The following is a 23403-nucleotide window of genomic DNA, read 5'->3' on the forward strand; positions in this document are numbered from 1 at the left end:
AACTTAACGCTTCCTTATCTCGATCAGTTTTTGGGCAAACGCCTCAAAGTTGGTCGTTTCATTATATCGTTCCTGCCAGACCTCGCGGCTGCCTTGTCGCTTCTCCAACCACTCATCACGTTGATCGCAGACCGCCAGCAACGCGTCGGCGATATCATCGGGTGTGGGATTCTCACCAAGTAAAAAGCCGTTCTTTTCCTGAACGATCTCCACATTGCCTCCCACCGCGGTAGCGATGACGGGGATTCCGCAACTGATGGCTTCCATGATGGAAACAGGCGTCCCTTCGGTGGAACTGACATTGAGAAATACATCAATCGGCATCTCAAGATAGGTTTTGATGAGATGCTCCTGCGTTTGATAGCCGGGAAAACTTCCGCTGGCATTGGGAGGGAACCCAGCCGCTACACGATTGATGAAATTTTGTCGTTCTTCTCCGCCGCCAAAATGAGTCCATTCGATTCTTTGGTCGGGGCGGCACTTTGCAGCATGGAGAATTCCCTCCAGCAGCAGGTCGATCCGTTTGATGGGGTTGACCATCGAACAGGAGACGACCCGCAGCACGCCATCATCGGATGGCTTCGACAGCCCGCCCGGTTCAGGCACTCCCAGCAGGGCGGTGGCATATTTATACTTGAAGCGCGGATATTTTTCCAACAGATAGTTCGTGCCGATGTCCGAATCCGCGAACAAGCCATCCAGCAGGGAAATGGACTGCGAACGCAGTGGCCACGGCTTGTACATTTCTTCGTACAAATCGTATCCATGTGCGCGGGAGATGAGCCGCAAAGACGGATGTTCGGTCTTCGCCCGGCCCAGCCCCATGGCAATCTCGGTGAACCAGTAGGTGTAGCAAACTACTTCGGAAGAGGAAAGCCCTTCCCGTTTCAGCCAATTGCTCATCCATTTTTGCGTTAAGGACGCGCCGGAGACGAAGAAAAATATCTTTTTAAGATAGCCAAACGAAAGAGAGGCGGGCAGACGGTCTTTGATCTCCTGCCAGACATCTTTGGAAAAAAGAGCGGGTAAAAATGCCAGAAAGCGTTTTTCGAGGGAAAAGTTCCCCGCAAAATCGAGGCGGACCTCCACGCCTTGCGGCAGGGGCAGCAATTTTTCGTGCTTTTCATTTGGAACGAGCACGATCCGTTCGAAATATTTTTGCAGGATATTGATCTCGCCAGTCAAAAAGGTCTGCTCACCGACGGTATCGTAGGGATAGGTGTTCGTAAAAATCAAAAGGATCATAAGGGGGCTATTCGGGCAAAAACGCTTCGCGATGTTTCGCAAACTCTTCGATGGCGCGTTCGTAATCGTCATGCCTGCCGATGTCGAGCCAGTAGCCGTCGAAGTTGAAGACATTGACCTTTTTGCCGTCGTTCATCAACTTGAGCACAAGTTCGGGCAGGTCAAGGCGCTGACCTTTCGGGACGTAATTCAAGATTTCAGGCTCGAACAGGTAAATGCCCATGCTCACCGAGTAGTGATACGTGGGTTTTTCGATGTAATCCGAGACCCAGTTATCTTCATCCACCCGAATCACGCCGAGGTCAATTTTTACATCGCGCTGATAGCAAGCCACCGTGGCAAGTGCGCCGCGTTCGCGGTGGTATTTGAGCATGGCGCTGTAATCAATGGTGGTGAGCAGGTCGCCGTTCATGACCAGGAAGGTATCGGTCAAATCCGTGATAAGCGCAATCGGTCCCGCCGTGCCGAGAGGATGTTCTTCGCGGGAGTAATCAATCTTCACATTGAACTTGCTCCCGTCACCGCAGTATGCCATCAGCAACTCGGCAAGATAGCCCGTTGCAAGCGTGATGTCGTCGAAGCCTTTTTTATGCAACTGGCGGATGACGATTTCCAGAATCGGCATTTCACCGATCGGCATGAGCGGTTTGGGAAGAACAGTTGTGTATGGGGCAAGGCGCGTTCCCTTGCCGCCAGCTAAAATCACTGCGCGCATGTTACACCGTGTACCGGTCGGGTCGGTAGAGGTCGAGATGGGCGGAGATCCACTCGATGGTGAGTTTCAAGCCCTCATCCAGAGGGATGCGGGGTTCCCATCCGATCATCTGTTTGGCTTTTTCATTGGACGCCCATAACTTCATCACTTCGCTTTTGCCGGGGCGCACACGCTGCGGATCGGCGACAATTTTCGGAGTCTTGCCGATGATGCTGAAAATCTTTTCAGCGAGGTCGCCAATGCGAATGGTGTTGTCGTTGCCGAGGTTGATCTCTTCGCCCAGCACACCTTCGGCTTCAGCAACTTTCACAAAACCGTTGGCGGTATCTTTTGCAAAAGTAAAGTCGCGCGAAGGTTCAAGACTACCGAGTTTGACTTCATCACGCGTGAGCGCCTGCACAATAATGGTCGGGATGACCGCGCGCATTGACTGACGCGGCCCAAAGGTGTTGAACGGGCGCAGTGTGACCACGGGCGTTTCAAACGAACGATAAAAACTTTCGGCAATGCGGTCCGCGCCGATCTTGCTGGCGGAGTACGGCGACTGTCCCTGCAAGGGATGTTTCTCATCGATCGGCACATACTGCGCCGTGCCATACACTTCGCTGGTGGATGTATGCACCACGCGCCGCGTTCCAAAATCACGCGCCGCCATCAGCACATTGAGCGTACCCATGATATTCACATCGATCACTTCACGCGGGTTGACATACGAATAGGGAATCGCGATCAACGCGCCAAGATGAAAAGTCGTATCCGCGCCACGCACGGCATTGCGCACGGCTTCGTTATCGCGCAGGTCGCCCTGCATCACTTCCACCTGCGAAAAAATTTCAGGAGCAAGCCACTTCAACATACCGAGGTCGTTGCGCGAGTTGTAGCGCACAAATCCGCGCACGTCCGCGCCTTCGGTTACAAGCCGTTCAATCAAATGGCTGGCGATGAATCCGCCCGCGCCTGTGACCAAAACTTTTACACCGTTCCAATTCATTTTGACTCCGCATTCAATTCTACTCGTTCACGCCAACCATTCAACAAATCGTTTAACGATTCTTTTAAGAAAATTTCAGGATTCCATCCGCAGGCTTTTTTGATTTTTTCAAAACTGCCGACCTGAATCGGAATATCATCTTGTTGGACTCGCCCCACCTCAATCTTCGGAATGAGTTGCCTATGCGCCTGAGACAGCATCTCACTGAGACACTCTTGCAAAGATACTGCATCCCCCGAACAGACATTATAAATTTCGCCTGCTTTTCCATTCTCCGCAATCATTTCAAAGGCCCGCACAGCGTCACGAACATCTACAAAATCACGCAAGGCATCTAAGTTGCCCGTAAAAATTTCGTCTTTGCCATGTTTTTCTGCCAATGCAATCTGGTGTGCAAAACTGGAGCAAGCCAATGCAGGTGATTGACCAGGTCCCAGCAAATTGAAGATGCGAACAATCTTTACAGGCAATTGACCTGCACCAAAATATCTTAAAGATACTAATTCTTGCGCAGCCTTACTCACAGCATAGTGTGTCACTGGGCGAATTTTTGTTTTTTCACTAATTTTCTTTTTTCCAGACCCAAGTCCATACACGGCGCTGGAGCTGGCAAGGGTAATCGCAGGCTTTAAGTTGGATTCCACTGCCGCCTCCAAAAGCGTGACGGTCGCTTGTACATTGGCAATATACAACTCCTGCGGCTCGTTAGATTTAATCAGCCCTGCTAAATGAAAGATAACATCCGGCTCAAATTCCTTCAAAGCATTGGTGACTATATTTTTATCAGCCAATTCACCTTGAAAGAAATGTTCGAGGTTGCCACCCGGGCGAATGTCTAAGCCAGCAACCTGCCAGTTTTTAGCAATCAGGCTGCGCGTTAGGTATGAGCCGACAAACCCGGATGAGCCGGTAATTAATGCACGGGTCATTAATTTAAAACCTCAAATATTTTTTTGAGTCTTTGTTCATAGGTATGCTCACGCACTACACGCTCATATCCGCGGTGGGCAATGGCTTTGCGCTCGCTTTCATGTTTCAGATAATATTCTGCCAGTTCGCGAAAATGTTCAGGGGATTCATAAACAATGAGTTCCCTGCCTATTTCAAAATGTTCTTCCATGCCCGCAATATAATCCGTAAGTTGAAAACCGCCCGCACCGGGGATTTCGAACGTACGCATGTTCAAGCCGCCGCCGCGAGATTGAACGTGATGCACATTCGGGCAAATGTATGCCGTATTGTAAACAGCCGATACATATTCACCGTTTAAGTCTTTGCCGCGTAAAACTTTGGGCGGGAAGTTATTTTTCTTTAAGAAACTCTTCCAGCCCCTCCCCCACACGGCCACATCTAACCCTTGCGTATATTTTAAGAATTCTCCCCGTTCGGGATAGTAATTTGCAATAAATGCAACTTCACATTCAAAGCGTTTTTTGTGGGGCGCACTGATTTTTTTAGGATGGTATATTTCGGGGTCGTATGCACACGGCAGGTAGAAAATATTTTCTACGCCTTTTTGTTTTAACATTTCCAAGTCTTCATAATCAAATATAAATAAAGCATTGATGATTTTCAGCTGCACTGCCACTTGCGGATAATCTTTATAATAAAAAAGTGGATTATCCACCCACCATGAAATGAGCAGGCGGTTTGCAGACTTAATCGCTTCTAATGTTTCTGGTTGAATCAAATCGCCTTTAAGTAAAAATATTAAGTCGGGTTGATATTGATACACAGTTTTTACCAAACGGCGATTCATATCACGTTCCCAGCCCGCACCGATACGATGAGCAAGGGGTCTTAAGACGGAGTGCAAAGCAGATGGAACATAACTTTTCAAAATCAATTCGTTATTCATGCGAAATGGAGCATGAGGCGAACTATATGCAAATGCCTGCACTTGATGACCAAGTGCAATCAGCCCATATTCTACGCCTTCCATCCAGCCGCCAATCCAGCGCGGTCCAACAAGCAAAATTTTCATTGAGGGCGTTCTGCTTTCATATGCATTAAACCATCATAAATCATGACGGGCTGTATGCCTAATTCTGTTTCCATTTTAGTTGTATCGAAGGATGTGTCCTTGGGGCGTAATGCAATTTCAGGAAAGTAAGAATCTGGAACCGATTCGATCAAGTTTGAATCGAGTTCAAAGACGTGTGCCACTTGTAATGCAAATTCATATAAAGAGACATGGTCACGCCCGGCAGCATGATATATGCCCGTGCACTTTTGCTCTGCCACCGCCCAAACGACTTGCGCGCACGAATAAGCAGGTAAAGGTTTGCTAAAGACGTTATTGACTACTTTTATCGGCTTGTTCTCCTCAAGAGACCGAAGCCACCAAGTGACGGGGTTATCGCGCCCGCCGGGATATTGCCAGCCATACAACATAATCGTGCGCACAATTGTCCAATGCAGGCCGCTTTGTTGAACGAGTTTTTCAGCGTCGGATTTAACATGCCCGTAATAATTAATCGGGTTCACAGGTGCATCTTCTGCATACAATGGATTCGTGCCGTCAAAGACAGCATTGCTGGAAATGTAAATCAGGCGGGCATTAAATTCCTTACAAAGTTCAATGATTAATTGTGTGCCTTCCAAGTTTACCTTATGTGTGATTCCACGATTCTTTTCCGCAAAATCAACGCTGCCAATTGCGGCAGTATGAATTACAGCATCCGGTTGAGATCGTTTAAAAACAGATTTCATCGCCGCGTAATCATTTAAGTCTGTTGGGAGAATAAAAAAAGGCAAAGGCCATGGCAGAGCACGCTGAGGTGTGCAAGTGGCATAGCCTTGCACCCCTGCCGGTGCAGAGTTTTGCAGCGCAACCCCAAGCAAGCCAGTACCGCCGGTAATCAAGATGTTCTTCAAAGCGTCACCAAAACCCAACTATCCGTTTTTCAAATCCCAGTCATAAGGCACATCCGATGAATTCCATGCCACGCGGAATTCATCAGGTTGGTCATAGTTATATGGTGCGTTGACCGTATTTACGATTAAAGCAGTTTCATTTGCCATGCCTTTGAAGCCATGATACACGCCGCAGGGAATCTTTACCAAACCCGGGTTTTTTTCACCAATAAAGTATTCGTTCACTTCGCGATAGGTTGTTGAATCTTTTCGCGGATCAAACAGAACCAGCTTGATCATACCGAAAACACACGCCATGAAATCGGTTTGTAATTTATGATAATGCCAGGCTTTTACCACTTGTGGATATACGGCTGTCATATACACTTGTCCAAATTTATCAAACAATTCTTCATCCACGCGGAGCATTTCCATCAAATAACCACGCTCATCCGCAATCACCCGCAATTTCTTGAAAACTACATCTTGTATCATGTCACTATGTCCTTTCAATGAGTATGTATTGATTATTCCTCCGCCAACCGGAGAGGACGGTCTCCATTAAATATTGTTGCCAATATAGTATCCTAAAACCTGCAACTGCGCTTTATCAACAAAGCCCCTGCGCCAGGCAACTTCTTGCGGGCTGTCATTCATCAAGCCGTTTGCAGGGCCGCCTGCATACGTTGAGGCATCGAGGTTAATGTTTTTCATGTCGGGATCTGCCTTGAGCAGACAACGGTTAAGTTGGGTCCAACAAGCCCGGCGCCGCCAGTTATTAATGCTTTTTTCACACTTAATTTTCTCCTGTTTCCCTAAAACCGAAAACCCCTTTTACATCTAACCAATGATAAAACCGCGCACTGGCTTTTCCATCCAGCGGGGTGCATAACCTCTCAAGGTTCTCTTCCCATCGTATTTTCTTTTTGGAAAAAGCGTCGGTTTGTAAAACACATTCATTTATTGCAATTTCAAGCTCTGCCTGGTTTGTGTAAAAAAATGCACCTGCTTCAACATCTTGAATTCGACCAAAATCATAACGGCGCGTGGGTTTGTAGGAGACAGGCATACAACCGGAGGCCATCGCTTCAATACCTATTGAGGATGTCCCTGTGACAATAAATCTAGAAACCAGCAGGATCTCATGCAAATCACCATTTGCGATTTGATAACGATTGCAAGAGTGAGCCTGAGATATGTTCTTTAATTCATCGATCAGCACAGCCCAGTAATGAAAACGCACCAGCAAATATAACTGCGGATATTTTTCTGCGGCCGCAAACGCCCATTCCATTATTGAGAGGGCTTCCGCTTTGAGGCTGGGTAATGCCAAAAGCCCAAGAACAGTTTCTCCGTCAAGGTGGAGGCGGGTTTTCCATTCTTGTGCTGCATGGTCGCGGTCTGTTTGTGAAACAAACTTCAAATACGGGTAACGAATCGGTCCAGTTAGATTCACACGGTCTTTTCCAAATTTTTCCATCAGCATGGTGTACGGAGTATTACCATACGCCGCAACATAATCCGGCAAAGGCGAATAAGGAGGAGTGAGTTCATTGGTTTGATTAATTTGGTCGGGCAAAAAATAATAGCCAAGATGGCTTTTTCCAATTAATGAGGTTTGCAAACCAATTAGTTTGATGTAGGGATTCTCTTTTTTTGCGCCTGCTGCAAATCCTTTTTCAATCGGTTGAAATTCAAAAGCAAAAATTGCAGAGGACATATTTTTTTCTTGTTGCACTGCTCTCGCACTTGCATACGCAAGGATTAAAGATTGCAAAAGACCTTGATCCCATAACTCATTTTGAAACTCACGCACAACAAGAAGTTTCACATCAATGGAATCAAGTCGTAAATCCGCATTCGATAAATTCTTAAACCAAAATGATAGTTTCCCGCCCCAATTGTGCCTGAAATAAACAGATACCAATTCTTGAAATGATATCAATGACTGTGTAAACGAAATCTGGTTTTCAAGAGCGATCTTTTTCCAGCACCTTATATTTCTCAAGAGATTTCGCGGTTTCATCGTGGGAATGGCAAGATATTTCAAAACAAGTCCATGTTTTTTTAATTCGGCAGGAAAATCGCCAAAAGCAAGGTTTTCAAAAACGCCATTGTTATTATTGGACCACAACGCAGGAAAAATCGTTAAACCAAGAACATCGGCTGAAGTTTCTTTTCCCAGGGTGCCAATATTGAACACACGAAATACAAGCCAGTAAACCAATGACGATACAAATTGCAGCCACCATGAAACGACCAGGGAAACATTGCCGCGGTAATAAGCCGGCTTATTTTGTTTGACAATTTTTATTTCAAACTTTTTCAAGTGGACCCGTCTGCAAATTTCATGAATGGGTTTTTCGAGCAGGGCATCATCTGTGACCAAAAGCAGGCGCTGATAATTGGCATCCCGCAAAACCTCCTTCAAAACGAGCAGGGCATAAATCTTGTCAATCAAAGGGGTGCGCAGTATGCTCATTTCAGAAATTGGCATGAGCCAATACAAGCTGACTTTATGATCCAATACGGTAATATCCAATAAACCTGTTTTTTTGGCTGTTTCATATAAAAAGCGCGGGTACAGCTCTCGGACTTTTTCGCCAACAACATCCGATATTTCTTTTATGTCAAGCCATGTTCCATCAGAATTATCCTTTGGAGGAATCGAATCAGCCAGCGAAAGCACACGGACTTCACGCCCCTGTGATTTTGCGGTTTGGATATATTCGCCTCTTCCCCATTCCTGTGCCTGATCCAATATTTCGACAATCAACTCGGTTTCATTTTTTTCTGTCATTCGTCAAACAATCTGGTTTCCAATTCGTGAAAACTACGGACAATTTCTACATCCGCTGGAAAGCCGCCGTCCCCGCTTAAGACATGGCCATAAAAAGGTGAGTTCGTTTCCAAAGAGGCTTTGTAATCATTGATCGCATCGCCAATAAAGGGCATTTCATTTGTTTCGAAAGCATATCGCATCAAAATATCACGGATGATCTCAGGTTTGCCGCGCGGTGTGCCATGTATCTCTCTGAAGTAGGAATTCAATCCGCGCTGCGAGGTGATTTCATGCAATTCGTCCTGCGGCGTGCCGGAAGCAATAAACAAAGGAAGCTGTTTTGAGTATTTTCGAATGAATTCCAATGCGCCCGGCATATAGGTGCTTTCAATCACTTTTTGCATCACCAAACGGGAAAACTTTTCTCCCAACTCTTTGGATTGTTCTGCCGACAGTGGTTTCTTCAAAATACCATGATAAATCATCTCAAATTTTACAAAGCGAGACATGCCGCCATTTGCAAGGTGAAAATCCATGACTTCCTGCAAATGTTCCCTTTCATCTGAAAATAATTCGCGAAAGGCTTCGGTCTTGACGTTTACAGAATCAACGAGTACGCCGTCAAAGTCGAACAAAATGGCTTTAACCGTCATTCGTCATTCCCGCCTTGTTCAGCATGATAAATCTCATCCAAACAGTCAAGCAAGCCCTGCCCCATATCCAGGTAATAATGACTGACAAGCTTCTTACCGATCTTGGGATGGAAGGTGTAAGGCGTCAAGTTGTAATGCCCGCCTGTTTTTCCATCCTCAGGAGGCTGCAGGTCGATTTGCACATCGGATCCGACCATTTCACGGATCATATACATCAAATCACGAAAACGCGTGGGGTGCTGGCCTGTCAGAATCACATTTTGATTCTCGAATTCAGAATCGAGGATCTGCATGCTTGCGCGTGAAGCATCCTCCACATGGATGTATTCCCGCATCTCGTCGCCGGTTGCGCGAATGGATATTTTCCTCTCATACAAGGCTTGTTTAAGATAACGGTAAACACTGTTGCGCGAATCAGCACGGCGGCCATAAAGGGTTCCATACCGCAGGATCGTATAATTCAACCCAAAGCGGCGCTGGTATTCCTCAATATAAGCCTCACAAGATTGTTTGCTGACACGATAGAAGCCGCCCGCTTCAGAATACACGTAAATGGTGGATGCAAAAACAAACCGTTTTACGCCCGTGTGACGAGCCGCTTCCAACATATTGACGCATCCCAACACATTCAGACGGACAGTATCGATCGGACGGGCAAGGGCATCATCAATATCAGCCAGCCCGGCAAAGTTGTAGATCACGTCGTTCCCATCCACCGCACGCTTCACAGCATCGGCATCAAGAATATCACCCTGAATAAACCTCTGGGATTCCTTCAGGTAAGGGGATGGATTAATATCAAAGATGGTCACTTCATGGCCGGCTTCTGTGAGCGCGTCGGCCAGGTGACTGCCAACAAAACCTGAACCGCCAAAAACAATTACCTTCATGGGGCCTTCCCTGAAGCCGCGATCTCATATTCGCTTTGCGGCACAAGACATTTCAGAGGTTCCTTCCGTAAAAAGCGGATGGCTTCCTCAGTCGCTTCGATTTCCATGCGAGAGCGGCAGTCTAGGGACATGGACCCCATGTGAGAGGTAAGCAGGCAATTTTCCAAAGTGCTTAACTCACCTGTATAAGGTTCGCGTTCGAACACATCAATTGAAGCTCCGGCGATACGGCCCGCTCGAAGCGCCTCGGCAAGATCGTGTTCGTCGATCATATTTCCACGGGAAGTATTAACCAACAAGGCATCCCTTTTCATCATTTCGATCTCGCGCACGGTAATGAGCCTGCGGGTTATTGGCGTTAATGGCAGGTGCAGGGATATAACATCCGCTTCGCGATAGATATGTTCCTTTTCAACCCATTGAACATTGTGCGTTTTACCAAATTCATCATCAATGGAAAGATCATTGCCAAGGATGCGAATCCCGGGGAAGCCGCCCGACAAGTGCCTTGCGACAAGCTTTCCAACCCGCCCCACGCCGATCAGCCCCACCGTTATTCCTGAAAGCCTGCGCCCCATAAAACGATGCCAGACCCCGTTGCGCATGTTCCGATCTGCCATGGAAAGGCCGCGCAGCAAGGAAAGCATCTGACCGATCGTTAATTCCGCCACGGCGGGGGAAGGCGCATCCGGAGTATAAGTAACCTGAATACCGCGCTCGCGCGCGGCGAGTAAATGCACATTATCTAGGCCAATACCCACGCGGGCAATCAAGCCGAGGTTTGGAGCAGAGGCGATGACTTTTTCTGTAATTGGTTCTGTACCTGCAATTAAGACCCCAAAATCCGGGATCATCTCAACCAACTCTTCCTCTTTGAGCCTTCTGCCAACAGGGTTGATGACATATTCGATTTGGTTGGATTCCAACAGGTTAAGCGGGTAACGATCCGCCTGACCGAATGGCACGGTTGTGATCAAAACCCTGCGCTTAACATCCTGGGTTGATTTAATGACAACCGGCGGTTGGGTAACAACAATTTCCTTTTCAACGCGCAATGAATAAGGAGTATCTGTTTCACTAAATCCACGGCGCCGCAGCCACTCCTCCACCATGGGGATCTGCCAGGGATAATCCACATCCCCATACCCTTCGTGGACAAGAGCTGCAACCTGCTGGACAGCGACATTGACGATGAAATTCGGACGGGCAGACTTATTTGAACCGCCAAAAAAACTTTGCGGGCGAAGGACAAATAAAAGCGAATCAGGAAAATAAGCATCCTGAGTTTGTTTATCCATAATTCCAGTATACGATCTCAGGAGTCCATCCTGGGTCAATTGCAATGAGTGATGAGGATGATATTCATTGTGCCGGGACACCGACATAACCGCATCCAATTTGGGCCGCGCCCGCAGCATCTCCACTCCCTGATCGATCAACCCAGCCGTGACCGTGGGAGCGTTGGCGATCAACACCACCAGGGCTTCGATTTCCTGGTTCAACTGCCCGCGCATTTCCTGATAGCCATGCTCGATCACATCTTCAAGTGTTACAGATTCGGCCGCCAATTCGGGCGAACGTTCGATCACACCCACGCCAATATGACTGGCAATGCGGGACATATTGGCATCGTCAGTGCTGAGATAAACTTTATTAACTTCGAACGAATTTAGCGCAGCCAAAATCGGATAGACCATTAACGGTCTGCCGAGTAATGGAAAGGTGTTCCTGCCGGGGAAAGGCTGATTTTCCGCACGCCCGCATATAAGGGAAACGATCATTTTATTATTCAATACTCCAATTTCAATCTTTTTTGCAACTCACCTCAAAAAGGTGCTAACCGAATTTTCCTTTGAACTATTAGACGTGTTTTTCACTAAAGTGATTACGCCAGCCACCGACAATGCCTTAGCGCGCAGTACTACTTTTTTATTCAAATTTTGCTTGATATCAAACGCAGTTGTCCGGCTACATTCTGCACAACGTATTCGTCTCGGGTCGGGGAAAGTTGAATTCCCTAAAAAACTTAAACGCCGAAAAACGTTGAAACGGGACTGGCTCGCAAGGTTCACAGCGGGCCGTTTTATCATTTCAGCACGCCAACTTTCTTAAGTAAGGGACTGTGATTAATTTTTATCCTTCATTTGCCAATGTTAATTAATTTGAAACAGTACCCGGCTTATAACCGTGTGCCTGAAGCCAATATTCCACTTGCGGAATTTGCCATTCATAATCTACATCCAAGCCCCCCCATTGATGAATGGGCAAAATATTTTGCCCCATCCATTTTTGAGGAAGAAGCCCAGAGTGAATATTCTCAAGACAATGCGGACGCACAATAGATGTACCCATATCTGCAAAATACACATCGCCCTGTGAGTCGCGGTCACAATTCAATGTGGCCGGGTCGCCAAAGACTTCAAACGGTACAAAGGGGTGCAGATACCCATCCTCGCCCAATTTGCGTGCGCGGAGTGGACTCCACATGTTGTAAATAGAAACTGTCACAGCCGAATCTGCTTTCGGGTCAGCACGAAGCGCGGCAATTCCCTGTTCAAGTAAATCGGAATTAATGGTAGCGGCATTGGCAAAAAGCAAAATCATAAATTCAATTGTCATGCCCTCCATTGCGAGTTCATCGCGAATGACTTGATACCCGTGAATATAAGCATCTTCGCCTAAGGCTTGTTTGGTGGCAAGATGCGGTGGGCGATCAATGATGCGGACCCCAAGTTCGGATGCAATTTCTTTAATACGCGGCGAATCTGTTGAAGCATATACACGATCTACAGAAGGAGCATTGAGGGCCGCTAATAAAGGGTAAGATACCAATGGGCGACCCAAGACAGGGTATAGGTTTTTTCCGGGAAAACCGGAAGAGCCTTCACGTCCTAAAAGAAGACCACAGATCATATTAATTACCTCTTGTTCGTTATTTTAACTAATCAGCCGATTTTTCTCAGGAGCCGATTAATCCAGTAATCAAATTTAGCAAAGTGAAAGATTGAAACAATTTCTGATGTTTTTTCTCTTTCCACACGAGCATCTATGCAACCATATTGAGCTGCGATGTTTAAGATATCTATAGCACGACCGGGCAAGTCAAGAATAACATATAGTCCAACTGCCTTTAAGATATCGTCTTTTATATTAGCATTTTCTCGTTTCTGTTCCCAATTGGATACACTAGGAAAATAGATCGCCTTCCCCCAAAGAGGCTCACCTTGATGATAAATGGAACGCGCATTTACAGGGCGACTATATTCGATATCAATGTTAACCAAATCATAGCCGTTACTTCGCAAGAATTTGTCAATCTCGCTAAACCAGCCTTGCCCCTGCCAAACTTCAGTTAATTCAAATTCAATTTTTATGCATTTGATAAATGCTTTTTTTAGAAGTTGAGCAGCGCCCTCTAAAACAAAATAATCATGCCCTTCTACATTTATATCCAGCAAATCTAATTCTTGGTGTCGGCTCATGAACAAGGAGTCAAGTGTTGTTAATTCCACCTGAATCCCTTCTTTTGTTAGGATGCCATCCTGACCAAATCGCCTGGCAAAAGATTGAGAAGGTGGATGCAAAGACGATGCCCTGGGGTCATGTGCTATGAAAAAAGTGCCCATTCCCCTTTTGTTTGAAATACAAACGGGGAGTTGTTTATCAGAACGAATTTCTTCAGGATCAAAATCTATTTTATTAAGATATGCTGTTGGCAACAAAGTCCAGGGGGGTTTTAGCGCGCCTCCCGAACCAACATCTATAAAACCAATTGGCGATTGGATGCCGGAAAACAACTTCGCGCAAAACTGTTTCTTACGTTTTTCAGTTATTGGAATAAACATTTCTTTTATACGCCTAATTGCCGGGCAGGTCTAATTCAATTATCGTCGTAGGGCTAGATCCTTTTTCAAACAAGAAAAAAGCCATGATGACCTGATCCAGCGCAATTTTTGCAGTTGGTGAAACAGCGTGCATATATCCTTTCGCACGAATTAAAGCAGGAGCAGGCAGTAGTGTTTTGACAACCACCATCAGTTCATCAACATTCATAATGTAGTAAGGAAGGCGGGTAGCCTGTGTATTCTCGCCAAAGCGAATTTCAATTTCTCCCAGTACAGATGCTGTATGAGTAAGGCGGAAATCACATAGCAAGTAACGATTGGTTTGCTCCCACATAGCTTTCAGCATTTCTTGATAATGTGAATTTACATGCAAAACACCTGTGCAGTGTACCAAGTCAAAAGAGCCAGCAGAAAATGGAAAATTCACACCATCATTCACATAAAATTCGCTATCAGGATAATCTTGTCGAGCCGTCTCAATTAATTCAGGAGTGATATCAACACCTACGTAACGCAGTTTTGGATTAAATGACTTCATAATGCGACTAAACCCTCCCGCCGCACAACCAACATCTAATACTGAGTTTACTTCTTGTAATACAGCAGGCAGGAAAAATTTCTCAGATTCATACAAATCATCTTTTGTATTTCGATGTGAACGGTAAAATTCTAGGCTATCTGGTGCTGACCAGCCTTTTTGTTCTGTAAGAATCTGTTTATTCAAATCACTGGTCATGGCTTCCTCCATAAATCCTTGGTAACGCAACGCAGAGCATCTACAAATCCTATCATGACATCTGGTCCGCCTAATGTAATACGAATACAATCTTGAACAGCCGGAGATGAAAATCCGCCCTTTACAAGGTACCCCTGTTGTTTGAGTGAAGCGACAATTTCCTGTGTGTTATTCATTCCTGTAAATCGTATCAATTGAAAGTTTGCCGGGCATTCCGGGAATCCCAATCCAAGATCAAGCGCCGCTTCTTCCAAGACATTCCGCCCGGCTTCCACATCCGCAAGATATTGTTCGGTCAATTCAGGATGATCCAGGACATAATTTCCAATGGCAATAGACATCTCATTAACTTCATGTGCGCCTCTTATTCTATGAACATTGTGAACAATTTCCGGATGCGCTGCAAAATAACCAAGCCGCAAACCAGCCAATCCGCCGACTTTGGAAAATGTTCGAGTGATAACAATATTATCAAACTCATGCACCAAATCTACAACTGTACGAGGATAGAATGGGAAATATGCCTCATCAACAACAAATAATGTATTTACATCTCTTGCGGCGGCAGCCAACTTACGAATGATTGATTCTGAAAGCGTAGAACCTGTGGGCTGGTCTGGATTAGCAATTGCTAAGATACGTGGTTTTTCCATTAAATATTCAAGCATTAAGTCAATATCAAATTTCATCGTTTCTTCGTAAGGGATAGTTCTTGCTTGCGCTTGAAATATTTGAGAGTAAATTGCGTACATCGCATAGGTTGGGTCCGGAAATATAATCGAGTCGCCGGGGCGAACAAAAGTTTGAAAAAGCATGCGGATGGCGGCATCTGAGCCGTTTGTCAAGTAAAGATATTCTTCAGGAACGTTCAGGGTTTTACTCAACCTCTGATAAAGAGGTGTTGGATCTGGATATGCGCAAAACATTTCGGGCTCAAGCGTAGTTAACATATCCTGAAAAACAGCTTGGGACACTGGTTCAACTCGTTCATTTCGGTCAAGACGCACATACTCTGTGCGTTCACCCATATTCTCTTTCACGCGGCGTACATTCAATAAATGTTCATTGGGCAGAATCATTTCTCTCCTTTCCGTGTTGCAACTGCAAATAACGTATCACACTTCCATTGTTTTCTTAATGCTTCCGCATACGCACTTTCAAGGCCGGGTGTAAATATATCTTTGAAGCGCCCAACGCCGCCGGGTTTGCCTTCCATCATCCAGACCATGTGATTGGATAGATCATAACGCTGGGCGGGAATCATTTGCACATCATAACCTGCACGGATGAGAACATCTTTCAAGGTTTTATGTGAAAAGTTATAGTAATGTGCCTTCTGCCAATAAAATGGCGCAAAGTTTGGAATGTTGTATGGGCTTAACAATATATCATCCACATTCGGAACTTCAAGCAGGATTCTCCCGTTCGGTTTTAACCATGCAGATAATGAAGCCATATAACCAATTGGGTCGCGCAAATGCTCAAGTACATAATATAAAAACAGAACATCAAAACGTTTTACTGAAAGCTCATCCAAAGAGTTATAGGTTTTTATGCCAATGCTGTTTGCATAATCACGATAGGCTTGGCTCGGTTCAAGTCCAGTTACAGAATTGACATGTCCTCGTAAATCATCCAGGAAATAGCCTGTGGAACTGCCAATTTCCAACACATCGTCCTCCGGTTTTAGGAAAGGACGCACAAGCGGAAGGCGGCGTTCCCCTTCCGCTTGATAGGAACGAAAATGGATTTGAGGGCTTTTCCAAGTTGCACCTGAACGGCCTGACATGTATTTCTCGAACTCAGCGCGGTAAAAATCGGCTTCTTCCTTTTCAGACATAATCGGAAAAAGATAAACAATTTCACATCCACGGCATTTATATTCTGCTGATTCGGGCGCATCAGAAACTTTATCATCAATTAATTCAGCATCTGCTGAGCCGCACAAACGACAAACGGGGTTATTCATAAAACTTCCTTCTTTGCCCACGCCGCCATTTTCCTTAGCCCATCAGACAAGCCCATTTTTGGTTTCCAATTTAATTCTTTTTCAGCAAGTGAAATGTTTGCCGTTAATCCAAATTGGTCAAAGGCAGAGCCTGGTAATTCTTTAATCGGGTGATTTTTATCAAGCCGCATTGCATCCATTAAAGTTTTTAACAATTCGCGCACGGTGGTCGCTTTGCCTGTGCCGAGGTTGTAAATTGGTGACGGGGTTTGTTTCATATTCAAAGCATTTATCCAGGCATCGATTACATCATCAATATAAATAAAATCACGGAATCTTTCAAGCGGGCCGGTCACCGGCACTTCCTCACCGCGCAGCAAATACGCCATAAAAATGCTTGCCATGCCTTGCTTCATATTTCCTAAATTCTGCCCGGGTCCGTACACGCTAAACATGCGAAAAGAAGTGGCTTGCAGACCTTCTAATGAAGCCAGGCGTAACAAATGTTCGGAAGCCAGTTTCGATACACCGTAATACGCAATCGGCTCACAAACTGCATCCTCTGAAACAGGCGAGGCATGCTTATTTCCATACACGGTCATCGAACTGGCATATAAAAAGCGTGAAGTGTTATTTTTCAAACACCAGCGCGATAACAACAACGTGGACGCCGCATTGACCTGCAAATCGTAATACGGCATTTCAATCGAAGCAGGTCCCGATGACTGCGCTGCCAGATGACAGACCGCATCAAATTTTCCTGCTGGAAGGTGATTGAGGCAATCCGCCTTTGCAAGATCATATTCGACAAATTCCGCTTCTTGGGGGATGTTTGCCTGTTTGCCCGTGGACAAATTATCCACCACCGATACCTGATGCCCTTCGGCAATCAAACGGTGTGCCAATGCAGAGCCAATAAACCCCGCGCCGCCTGTAATTAATACTCTCATTCAGCCTCTGTAATATATAATCCGGCTAGTTTTTCATCAGGTTTGCCAAGTTTATGCGAAGCAACGCCTTCATCCAAAAACACTTCACGGCTGTCTTCCGCCGAGCGGTACAAAGCGTTGAGCAGGCGGATCGCGCGCGTGCCCTCTTCGAAGGAGAGCGGATGCGGTTTTTCATCCTTTAAATCGGCAATCACATCGCGGAAAAAATTCCAGTGACCGAATCCATATGCGTCTGGGAAATCTTCTGAATAGGTATTTGCATTTTCAGGGTTAAGCGTATAGGTGCCAAGTTGATTGGATGCAATACCTGTCAGAATGGCAGTGCCTTTTTCTGCCAACACTGAAATGGACGCTTCAAAATCATCAGGACGTGCCGCAGTGGTGACTTCAATCACACCTAATGCACCATTTTTGAATTTTAAGGTGGCAACAAATGTATCTTCCACTTCCACATCTACAAGTTGCGTGGCAGCACGCGCTGTTACTGATTCAATATCGCCAAGCATATACAGAAGCAAATCAATATAATGAATTCCCTGATTGGTCAATGCGCCGCCATCCATGGCCCAAGTACCGCGCCATGCGTCACGGTCATAATATGTTTGCGGGCGGCACCAACGCAAGCGCACTGTTCCCAACACAGGTTTACCTAACGCACCTGAAAGTAAATCATCACGCACTTTTTGCACGGCTTTGTTATAACGGTTCTGATAGACGGGGAATATTTTTACGCCATTGGTATCCGCTGCGGATTTCATACGCGCCAAATCATCCCGCGCCAATGCCATTGGTTTTTCGACGACTACATGTTTTTTATAACGAGAAATCACATCTATGGTATGCTGCGGATGGATTCCGCTGGGTGTGAGGATACAGACCACATCCACATTTTCCTTTTGTAACATGGTGTGATAGTTGATATAAGCAGGCACATTATATTTTTGTGCGTAGCCTTCGGCACGCTCTGGAATCAGATCACACACGGCAACAAGTTTTGCACCTTGTATTTCTGTGATGGGTCCAAGATGATTCTTGGCAATGCGCCCGCATCCGATGAGAGCAAAATGAAGTTCAGGTGGTTTCAAGAAGCAATCTCCAGTTCTTTCTTGAATTTTGTGATATGGCCGGCGGAATTTGCCCTGAAACCCAACAACCAGCTATTTTTCATGCATACCTCGCTGGATGAGATTAGATACAAATACGCGGCCTTTTTTCAAATTATCAGCCAATTCAGCACGTGATATGCCAAGGAGGGAGGGCCAGAACAGGCCGCACGTTCCGACCATGGCGAAGAAGATCAGGGAGGTGATCCCGAATACCGCCAGGATCGGCACCCCCTGCCCTTCAAGCAGGGTACCGAGTAGGGACATGGCGAGGTAGCCGCAAAATAAAATGACAGCAGCCACTGCCAGCTTTTGCGTTAAGGTGCTCAGATAACTCAACCCAAAGGTGCGATGACTCATCCATTCATATACCTGGACGAATAATAACCCAAATACGACCATACGCAGCGCCACCCCAATTGCGCCCAGCCCGAGGCCGGGAACGGGGGCATGGGGCGATGCCAGGAGGAAATAGCTCAGAATCAAATCAGGGATCGACACAAGAATTCCAAGGTTTCGAATGGTCTTCGTTTTCTCAGACCCCTTAAGCGCGGCGGTGTTGATCTGCCCATAGGTTTGCTGGAGGGGATAAAACGCCATGATTGCCAGAACCGGTACAGCCAGACTATATTCATCACCAACCAAAATGTGAACCAGGAAACGGCTGCCAAAGGAGAGCCATGAGCACAACGCCAGAGCCAGGAAAAACAACAAATGGGTGAACTTCAAGTAAGTACGTGCGGCGCGTTCGCGTTCATCGTTTGCCATGGCATTTGCGATCTCGCGCCAAAAGATACTTAATGCGGAACTGGTAAAAACCAGGATGAAGGCGGACCATTTCAACGCCAGTGCAAAATATCCCTGTTCCACGGAACCGTACCAGCGCTGCAGGAGGTAAGCGCTTACATATGCGATCAGGGGCGTGTAATATTCCAGGAGAATGAGCGGCGCGGCAAAACGCCACCAACGCCGGATGTATTCCCTCGCGCGTACACCCAGACTTCCAGCCCAGGTAAGTTCCGAATTATTCACCACCAGCCAGCGGATCAATAAAACCGCAATCAAGGAGGCAGAGAACATATTGATGGCAATATAACTATATAGGTTCAATAAGCCGAATGCGCTCAAGCCAAGCAAGCCCACCACATTGATCATGGATGTGACCAGGGTAAATACCTGCGCATGCACGGTGAGCCCCTTGCTATCTCCCAACTGCCGCAGGGAGGCTGTGATGAATATCATCCACTCAAGCACGGTCACCAGAAAAATCTGATTCAAAACTTGTCCGGACCATAACCAGTCCAATTTTCCCATGACCGCGACGACGCCAATGAACCCGAAGGAGATCAGAACCTGCACAAACAGAACAAGGGCATACAGCCTTGTCAATCCGCCGCTGCGCCGCTCCTGCGACGAGAACGTGAAAAAGGCTTGCTGGGCGCTCGGCTCCAGAAAACCGCGTATTGTGGCGGCAGTTATCATCAGATAATTGAAATTCCCAAAATTTGCAGGTCCAAGGGCACGCGGCACTACGCCGGCTGTGGCAATCCCGGCGGCAAGTTGGATGAACTGCGTTCCGATCGTCGCCAGGTAACGGCGGCGGACGCTTTCGACAGCGGCAGGCTCAACCATGCTTCCCCTCTTTGCCGCAGACTTCGGATAAAAATGTAACAACATTATCAACGCTATGCCCGTCGTGTAATACATAGTTTCTTAAATATTCTTCTGTTCTCAGTTGAGAAAGTTCATCTATAAACAACCATGGGGCCTTTGCAAGCCTGTTGATTGCCGCAAGAAGTTCGGGAACAGATTTACACCAATAACAAGCCTTCTCAAGATCCTTTGCAAAGTGATCCATCAAAATGGTCTGTTGTGGGTCGCAGTACAGGATCAGGGGTTTGCCAAGGGCTAGGACTTCGTTCCAGGTCGTACTGCTGGATGAATCACAAATGACAAGATCGCTGGCAAGAATGGAATTCGCAAGGGATGTAGATGAATCCAGTTGCACGGAAAGGAGCCCAGAGCGTTGCTCAAGCCAGCGCGGGGTTGCTTGCGCACTCAGATCTCCGGGAAACGGTCGGTAAACGACGTTGATATTTGCGGCCTGCCCAAGTATTTCCAGACTTTTCTTTTGTAAATGATAACGGGTTGTATCTTCCACCAGCCATGAAGCACAAATGGTGTTACTTAATGAAACCTCGGCAATCCATAAAACATTGATAGGTTCCGATTTATTTGAAACCTTGGAATTATTAACCCGCATACCCTCCATGCGTGTTGAACCGGCCGGCATAAATTCTGCCCGTGTGGGGATCACTGGGTTTTCTGGAGGCAAGACACCCTCACCATAAGTCAAAAAATAATCTGAATAAGCAAATTCTGCAAAATCGTGGGTTGGAACAACTTGCACGCCATACGAACCTCCATGTTGATACGAAATGACGGGTATTCCTCTCTGTTGTGCCTGATCAGCCAGCACCTTGGCTGAAAGCCACGGCATTGCAAAGAAACAAATCGCATGAGGCTGGACCATCTCTAATGCCTTATCCGCCACATCAGTTGCATACCGAATAAGGGGCAAGGAAAGGGTAAGTATGTTACGCAAATGCGGGAGAATTGATGGAAATAAGTCCATGTCCAGGACCTTTATCCCTGCCTGTTCTGAATGAGCGGCAATCCAATCATCCAATAATGAGACCAGTTCTACGCGCTCCTTATTATCATAGCGTAACGACATGCAATCCAACCTCTGCCCATTCCACAAATAATTTTTGTAAACCGTGGGAGCATATCGCATCCCCCAGTGTTGGTCACCTGTCGGTTCACTATTTAAGTAATAAAGTGAAAATCCAGGGTTATTTTTCAATTCATCCAATACAGGAGACCAGTCATACAATTGCGCATCAACGAAAAGCAGACGAAAAGCCCCCTCTTTGATGGCACCCTTTTTGCGCAAATTTCTCCAGTAACCGATTGTATTTTTTACTATTTGTTTTGCTCGACTGCGAAACTGCAGATAAGCGTCTTTAAGCTCGGCAGGAAGCAGCCGGTTCCCTTGTATTGGAAGTGAAACGAGTTCAATCTCAACACCGGTTTCTGCACAGATCGCATAAAGCGCCTCGAGCCATGGGTTATGCACATATCCGTTATTAGCAAACCAATTGTCTACTTCCCCCTGAAAAGCAACAACCAATGAAGGAGAAAACACTCGTATTGCTGCGCGCATAAGAAAAGCGCGCGCGGCAATACCGCCAATGGAAATTTGCACATAATATGCCTGTCCGGTTAGAAAGCCTCTGTCAACCTGCCGTGCAAGCGGATATTGCTCTAAAATATATCTTTCAATTTCAACCAACAGGTTAAAACAATCAAGGCTATATTGTCGTTCAGCAGATGCAAGCAAACTCATATCTACAACTTCAGAGATGGGCGTAAAGGGCAGGCCCATCTCTTCAAAAGCCAGCATTGCCTGCGCAGTGATCGCCACCAGTTTAGTGTGTTCGTCAATCTTGAAATTGCGAATGACCCAATGAACTTGTGCGCAATTCTCCAAAAAAACAATTCTATTCATTCGTTATTTTCTATTACTGACAAAATTATCCAAAAGAACATTAAGATCTGTCAGATGCTTATGAAGTGCTTTCGAATCAAAATCAGCTGCATTTTCTATCAAGCTGCGCACCTTGGTATGTACAGAACGACTAACAAGTATTTTATACGGGGCAATATCGAAACCGCGTTGCGACTCAAGTTTTCTTAAATTCTTGGCAACCTCTGAAAGAAGCCCGTCAAATTGAAAAACTATAGGGGCATCAACATACGGTGAGCCTTTTCCGTCCGGTGGATCAGGCAATACATGGCGATTCCCACTGACATCATTTACTTTGCGACAAAAATGACGCACATCCCCATCCCCCATTAAATCCAATTCATTGGCAGTAGCCTGCACACGACGCTGAGATGTATCATATTGCACCCCAAATTGAAGCGCTTGCGTATTTTTGTAGCCAAGTTCATCAAGACGGAGTGTAACATCTTCAACTGTATAACGGCGTAGATGCGGCACAAACCAATCATCAATCCATTCGCCGATCCTGCGCACAGGAGTATCCATTAGGCGTAACTGAGAAATGCAGTCACGCACATCCACGTCCTGTAAGGTCTCGCGGATCCAATCTACGACATGCCAATAAATTCCACCTGACCCATAGAGATATAACCACAAATACCCACCCTTTTTAAGAACACGCGTGATTTCCCGAAGTCCCTGGTCTGGGTTCTCACTATGATGCAATACTCCATTACACCAAACAACATCAAACGATTCATCTTCAAATGGAAGTTCTATCAAGGAATGTTGCTGAAAGGTTAGATTGGTAAACCCCTTTTGAGCAGCACGTTTGCGGGAACTTTCAATGTTGGCAGGGCTAAGATCGACCCCAATCACTTCACGTGCACCACATTGCGCCATCAGAATTGAACCACGCCCCCCGCCACAACCAGCGTCTAAACAGCGCTTATCTTTAAATATATTTAGATCTATTTTATTTGCCTTCAAACGGCTATAAAACGGGGAAAGAAATTCATCAAACGATTTCTCGTCATAGAGCGCAAAAGTATCTCCATAGACAATGGCAGTAAGTTGCTCAAATTCACTCAGTCTTAATTCATTTGACATAACATCTCCTT

The 23403-nt window shown here is 46.1% G+C and carries 22 protein-coding genes; all 22 read right to left on the bottom strand.

All coding sequences use genetic code 11. From position 1 onward, the window contains the following. Window positions 1-3: 3 nt before the first annotated feature. The 22 genes from QY332_00925 to QY332_01030 all read right to left on the bottom strand — a co-directional run bounded on the left by QY332_00925 (window position 4) and on the right by QY332_01030 (window position 23392). Window positions 4-1245: a glycosyltransferase gene (locus QY332_00925; protein ID WKZ36486.1), complete on the bottom strand. Its 1242-nt coding sequence runs from the start codon at window positions 1243-1245 to the stop codon at window positions 4-6. Between the two features lie 7 nt (window positions 1246-1252). Beyond that, entirely contained in the window at window positions 1253-1960 is a 708-nt protein-coding gene (locus tag QY332_00930) for a sugar phosphate nucleotidyltransferase (protein ID WKZ36487.1), read from the bottom strand. 1 nt (window position 1961) lies between these two features. After that, on the bottom strand, window positions 1962-2951 hold the full coding sequence (locus tag QY332_00935; protein ID WKZ36488.1) for a GDP-mannose 4,6-dehydratase: 990 nt from the start codon (window positions 2949-2951) through the stop codon (window positions 1962-1964). Further along, on the bottom strand, window positions 2948-3880 hold the full coding sequence (locus QY332_00940) for a GDP-mannose 4,6-dehydratase (GenBank protein WKZ36489.1): 933 nt from the start codon (window positions 3878-3880) through the stop codon (window positions 2948-2950). Before QY332_00940 ends, QY332_00935 begins: the two co-directional genes overlap by 4 nt. Further along, the gene (locus QY332_00945) at window positions 3880-4935 is read right to left on the bottom strand and encodes a glycosyltransferase (protein ID WKZ36490.1); all 1056 of its coding nucleotides are present in this window, start codon (window positions 4933-4935) and stop codon (window positions 3880-3882) included. Before QY332_00945 ends, QY332_00940 begins: the two co-directional genes overlap by 1 nt. Beyond that, on the bottom strand, window positions 4932-5828 hold the full coding sequence (locus tag QY332_00950; GenBank protein ID WKZ36491.1) for an NAD(P)-dependent oxidoreductase: 897 nt from the start codon (window positions 5826-5828) through the stop codon (window positions 4932-4934). The genes QY332_00945 and QY332_00950 overlap by 4 nt, the downstream gene beginning before the upstream one ends. 18 nt (window positions 5829-5846) lie before the next feature. After that, window positions 5847-6302 (bottom strand): dTDP-4-dehydrorhamnose 3,5-epimerase family protein, encoded by a 456-nt coding sequence (locus tag QY332_00955; GenBank protein ID WKZ36492.1) that lies wholly within the window; start codon window positions 6300-6302, stop codon window positions 5847-5849. 66 nt (window positions 6303-6368) lie between these two features. Next, the gene (locus tag QY332_00960) at window positions 6369-6521 is read right to left on the bottom strand and encodes a hypothetical protein (GenBank protein WKZ36493.1); all 153 of its coding nucleotides are present in this window, start codon (window positions 6519-6521) and stop codon (window positions 6369-6371) included. A gap of 82 nt (window positions 6522-6603) precedes the next feature. After that, window positions 6604-8607: a hypothetical protein gene (locus QY332_00965; protein WKZ36494.1), complete on the bottom strand. Its 2004-nt coding sequence runs from the start codon at window positions 8605-8607 to the stop codon at window positions 6604-6606. Next, window positions 8604-9242, bottom strand: a complete 639-nt coding sequence (locus QY332_00970) for an HAD hydrolase-like protein (protein ID WKZ36495.1) — start codon at window positions 9240-9242, stop codon at window positions 8604-8606. The genes QY332_00965 and QY332_00970 overlap by 4 nt, the downstream gene beginning before the upstream one ends. Beyond that, window positions 9239-10132, bottom strand: a complete 894-nt coding sequence (locus QY332_00975) for an NAD(P)-dependent oxidoreductase (protein ID WKZ36496.1) — start codon at window positions 10130-10132, stop codon at window positions 9239-9241. The genes QY332_00970 and QY332_00975 overlap by 4 nt, the downstream gene beginning before the upstream one ends. Continuing rightward, window positions 10129-11913 (bottom strand): NAD(P)-dependent oxidoreductase, encoded by a 1785-nt coding sequence (locus tag QY332_00980; GenBank protein WKZ36497.1) that lies wholly within the window; start codon window positions 11911-11913, stop codon window positions 10129-10131. Before QY332_00980 ends, QY332_00975 begins: the two co-directional genes overlap by 4 nt. A gap of 376 nt (window positions 11914-12289) precedes the next feature. After that, entirely contained in the window at window positions 12290-13045 is a 756-nt protein-coding gene (locus QY332_00985; protein WKZ36498.1) for a hypothetical protein, read from the bottom strand. Window positions 13046-13077: 32 nt separating this feature from the next. Continuing rightward, a complete protein-coding gene (locus tag QY332_00990) occupies window positions 13078-13977 on the bottom strand; it encodes an FkbM family methyltransferase (protein WKZ36499.1) in 900 nt (299 codons plus the stop codon). 13 nt (window positions 13978-13990) lie between these two features. Further along, entirely contained in the window at window positions 13991-14713 is a 723-nt protein-coding gene (locus QY332_00995) for a class I SAM-dependent methyltransferase (GenBank protein WKZ36500.1), read from the bottom strand. Next, window positions 14710-15792 carry an aminotransferase class I/II-fold pyridoxal phosphate-dependent enzyme gene (locus QY332_01000; GenBank protein WKZ36501.1) on the bottom strand — a complete coding sequence of 361 codons (1083 nt, stop codon included), beginning with the start codon at window positions 15790-15792 and terminating at the stop codon, window positions 14710-14712. Before QY332_01000 ends, QY332_00995 begins: the two co-directional genes overlap by 4 nt. Further along, window positions 15789-16682, bottom strand: coding sequence for a class I SAM-dependent methyltransferase (locus QY332_01005; GenBank protein WKZ36502.1), 894 nt, complete (start codon window positions 16680-16682; stop codon window positions 15789-15791). The genes QY332_01000 and QY332_01005 overlap by 4 nt, the downstream gene beginning before the upstream one ends. Then, window positions 16679-17611 (bottom strand): NAD-dependent epimerase/dehydratase family protein, encoded by a 933-nt coding sequence (locus QY332_01010; GenBank protein WKZ36503.1) that lies wholly within the window; start codon window positions 17609-17611, stop codon window positions 16679-16681. Before QY332_01010 ends, QY332_01005 begins: the two co-directional genes overlap by 4 nt. After that, on the bottom strand, window positions 17608-18696 hold the full coding sequence (locus QY332_01015; protein WKZ36504.1) for a Gfo/Idh/MocA family oxidoreductase: 1089 nt from the start codon (window positions 18694-18696) through the stop codon (window positions 17608-17610). The genes QY332_01010 and QY332_01015 overlap by 4 nt, the downstream gene beginning before the upstream one ends. A gap of 72 nt (window positions 18697-18768) precedes the next feature. Continuing rightward, window positions 18769-20346 (bottom strand): hypothetical protein, encoded by a 1578-nt coding sequence (locus tag QY332_01020; GenBank protein WKZ36505.1) that lies wholly within the window; start codon window positions 20344-20346, stop codon window positions 18769-18771. Next, on the bottom strand, window positions 20339-22285 hold the full coding sequence (locus QY332_01025; protein WKZ36506.1) for a hypothetical protein: 1947 nt from the start codon (window positions 22283-22285) through the stop codon (window positions 20339-20341). Before QY332_01025 ends, QY332_01020 begins: the two co-directional genes overlap by 8 nt. Before the next feature lie 3 nt (window positions 22286-22288). After that, window positions 22289-23392 (bottom strand): class I SAM-dependent methyltransferase, encoded by a 1104-nt coding sequence (locus tag QY332_01030; GenBank protein ID WKZ36507.1) that lies wholly within the window; start codon window positions 23390-23392, stop codon window positions 22289-22291. Window positions 23393-23403 lie beyond the last annotated feature (11 nt).

The organism is Anaerolineales bacterium, from assembly GCA_030583885.1.
Taxonomy (GTDB): domain Bacteria; phylum Chloroflexota; class Anaerolineae; order Anaerolineales; family Villigracilaceae; genus Villigracilis.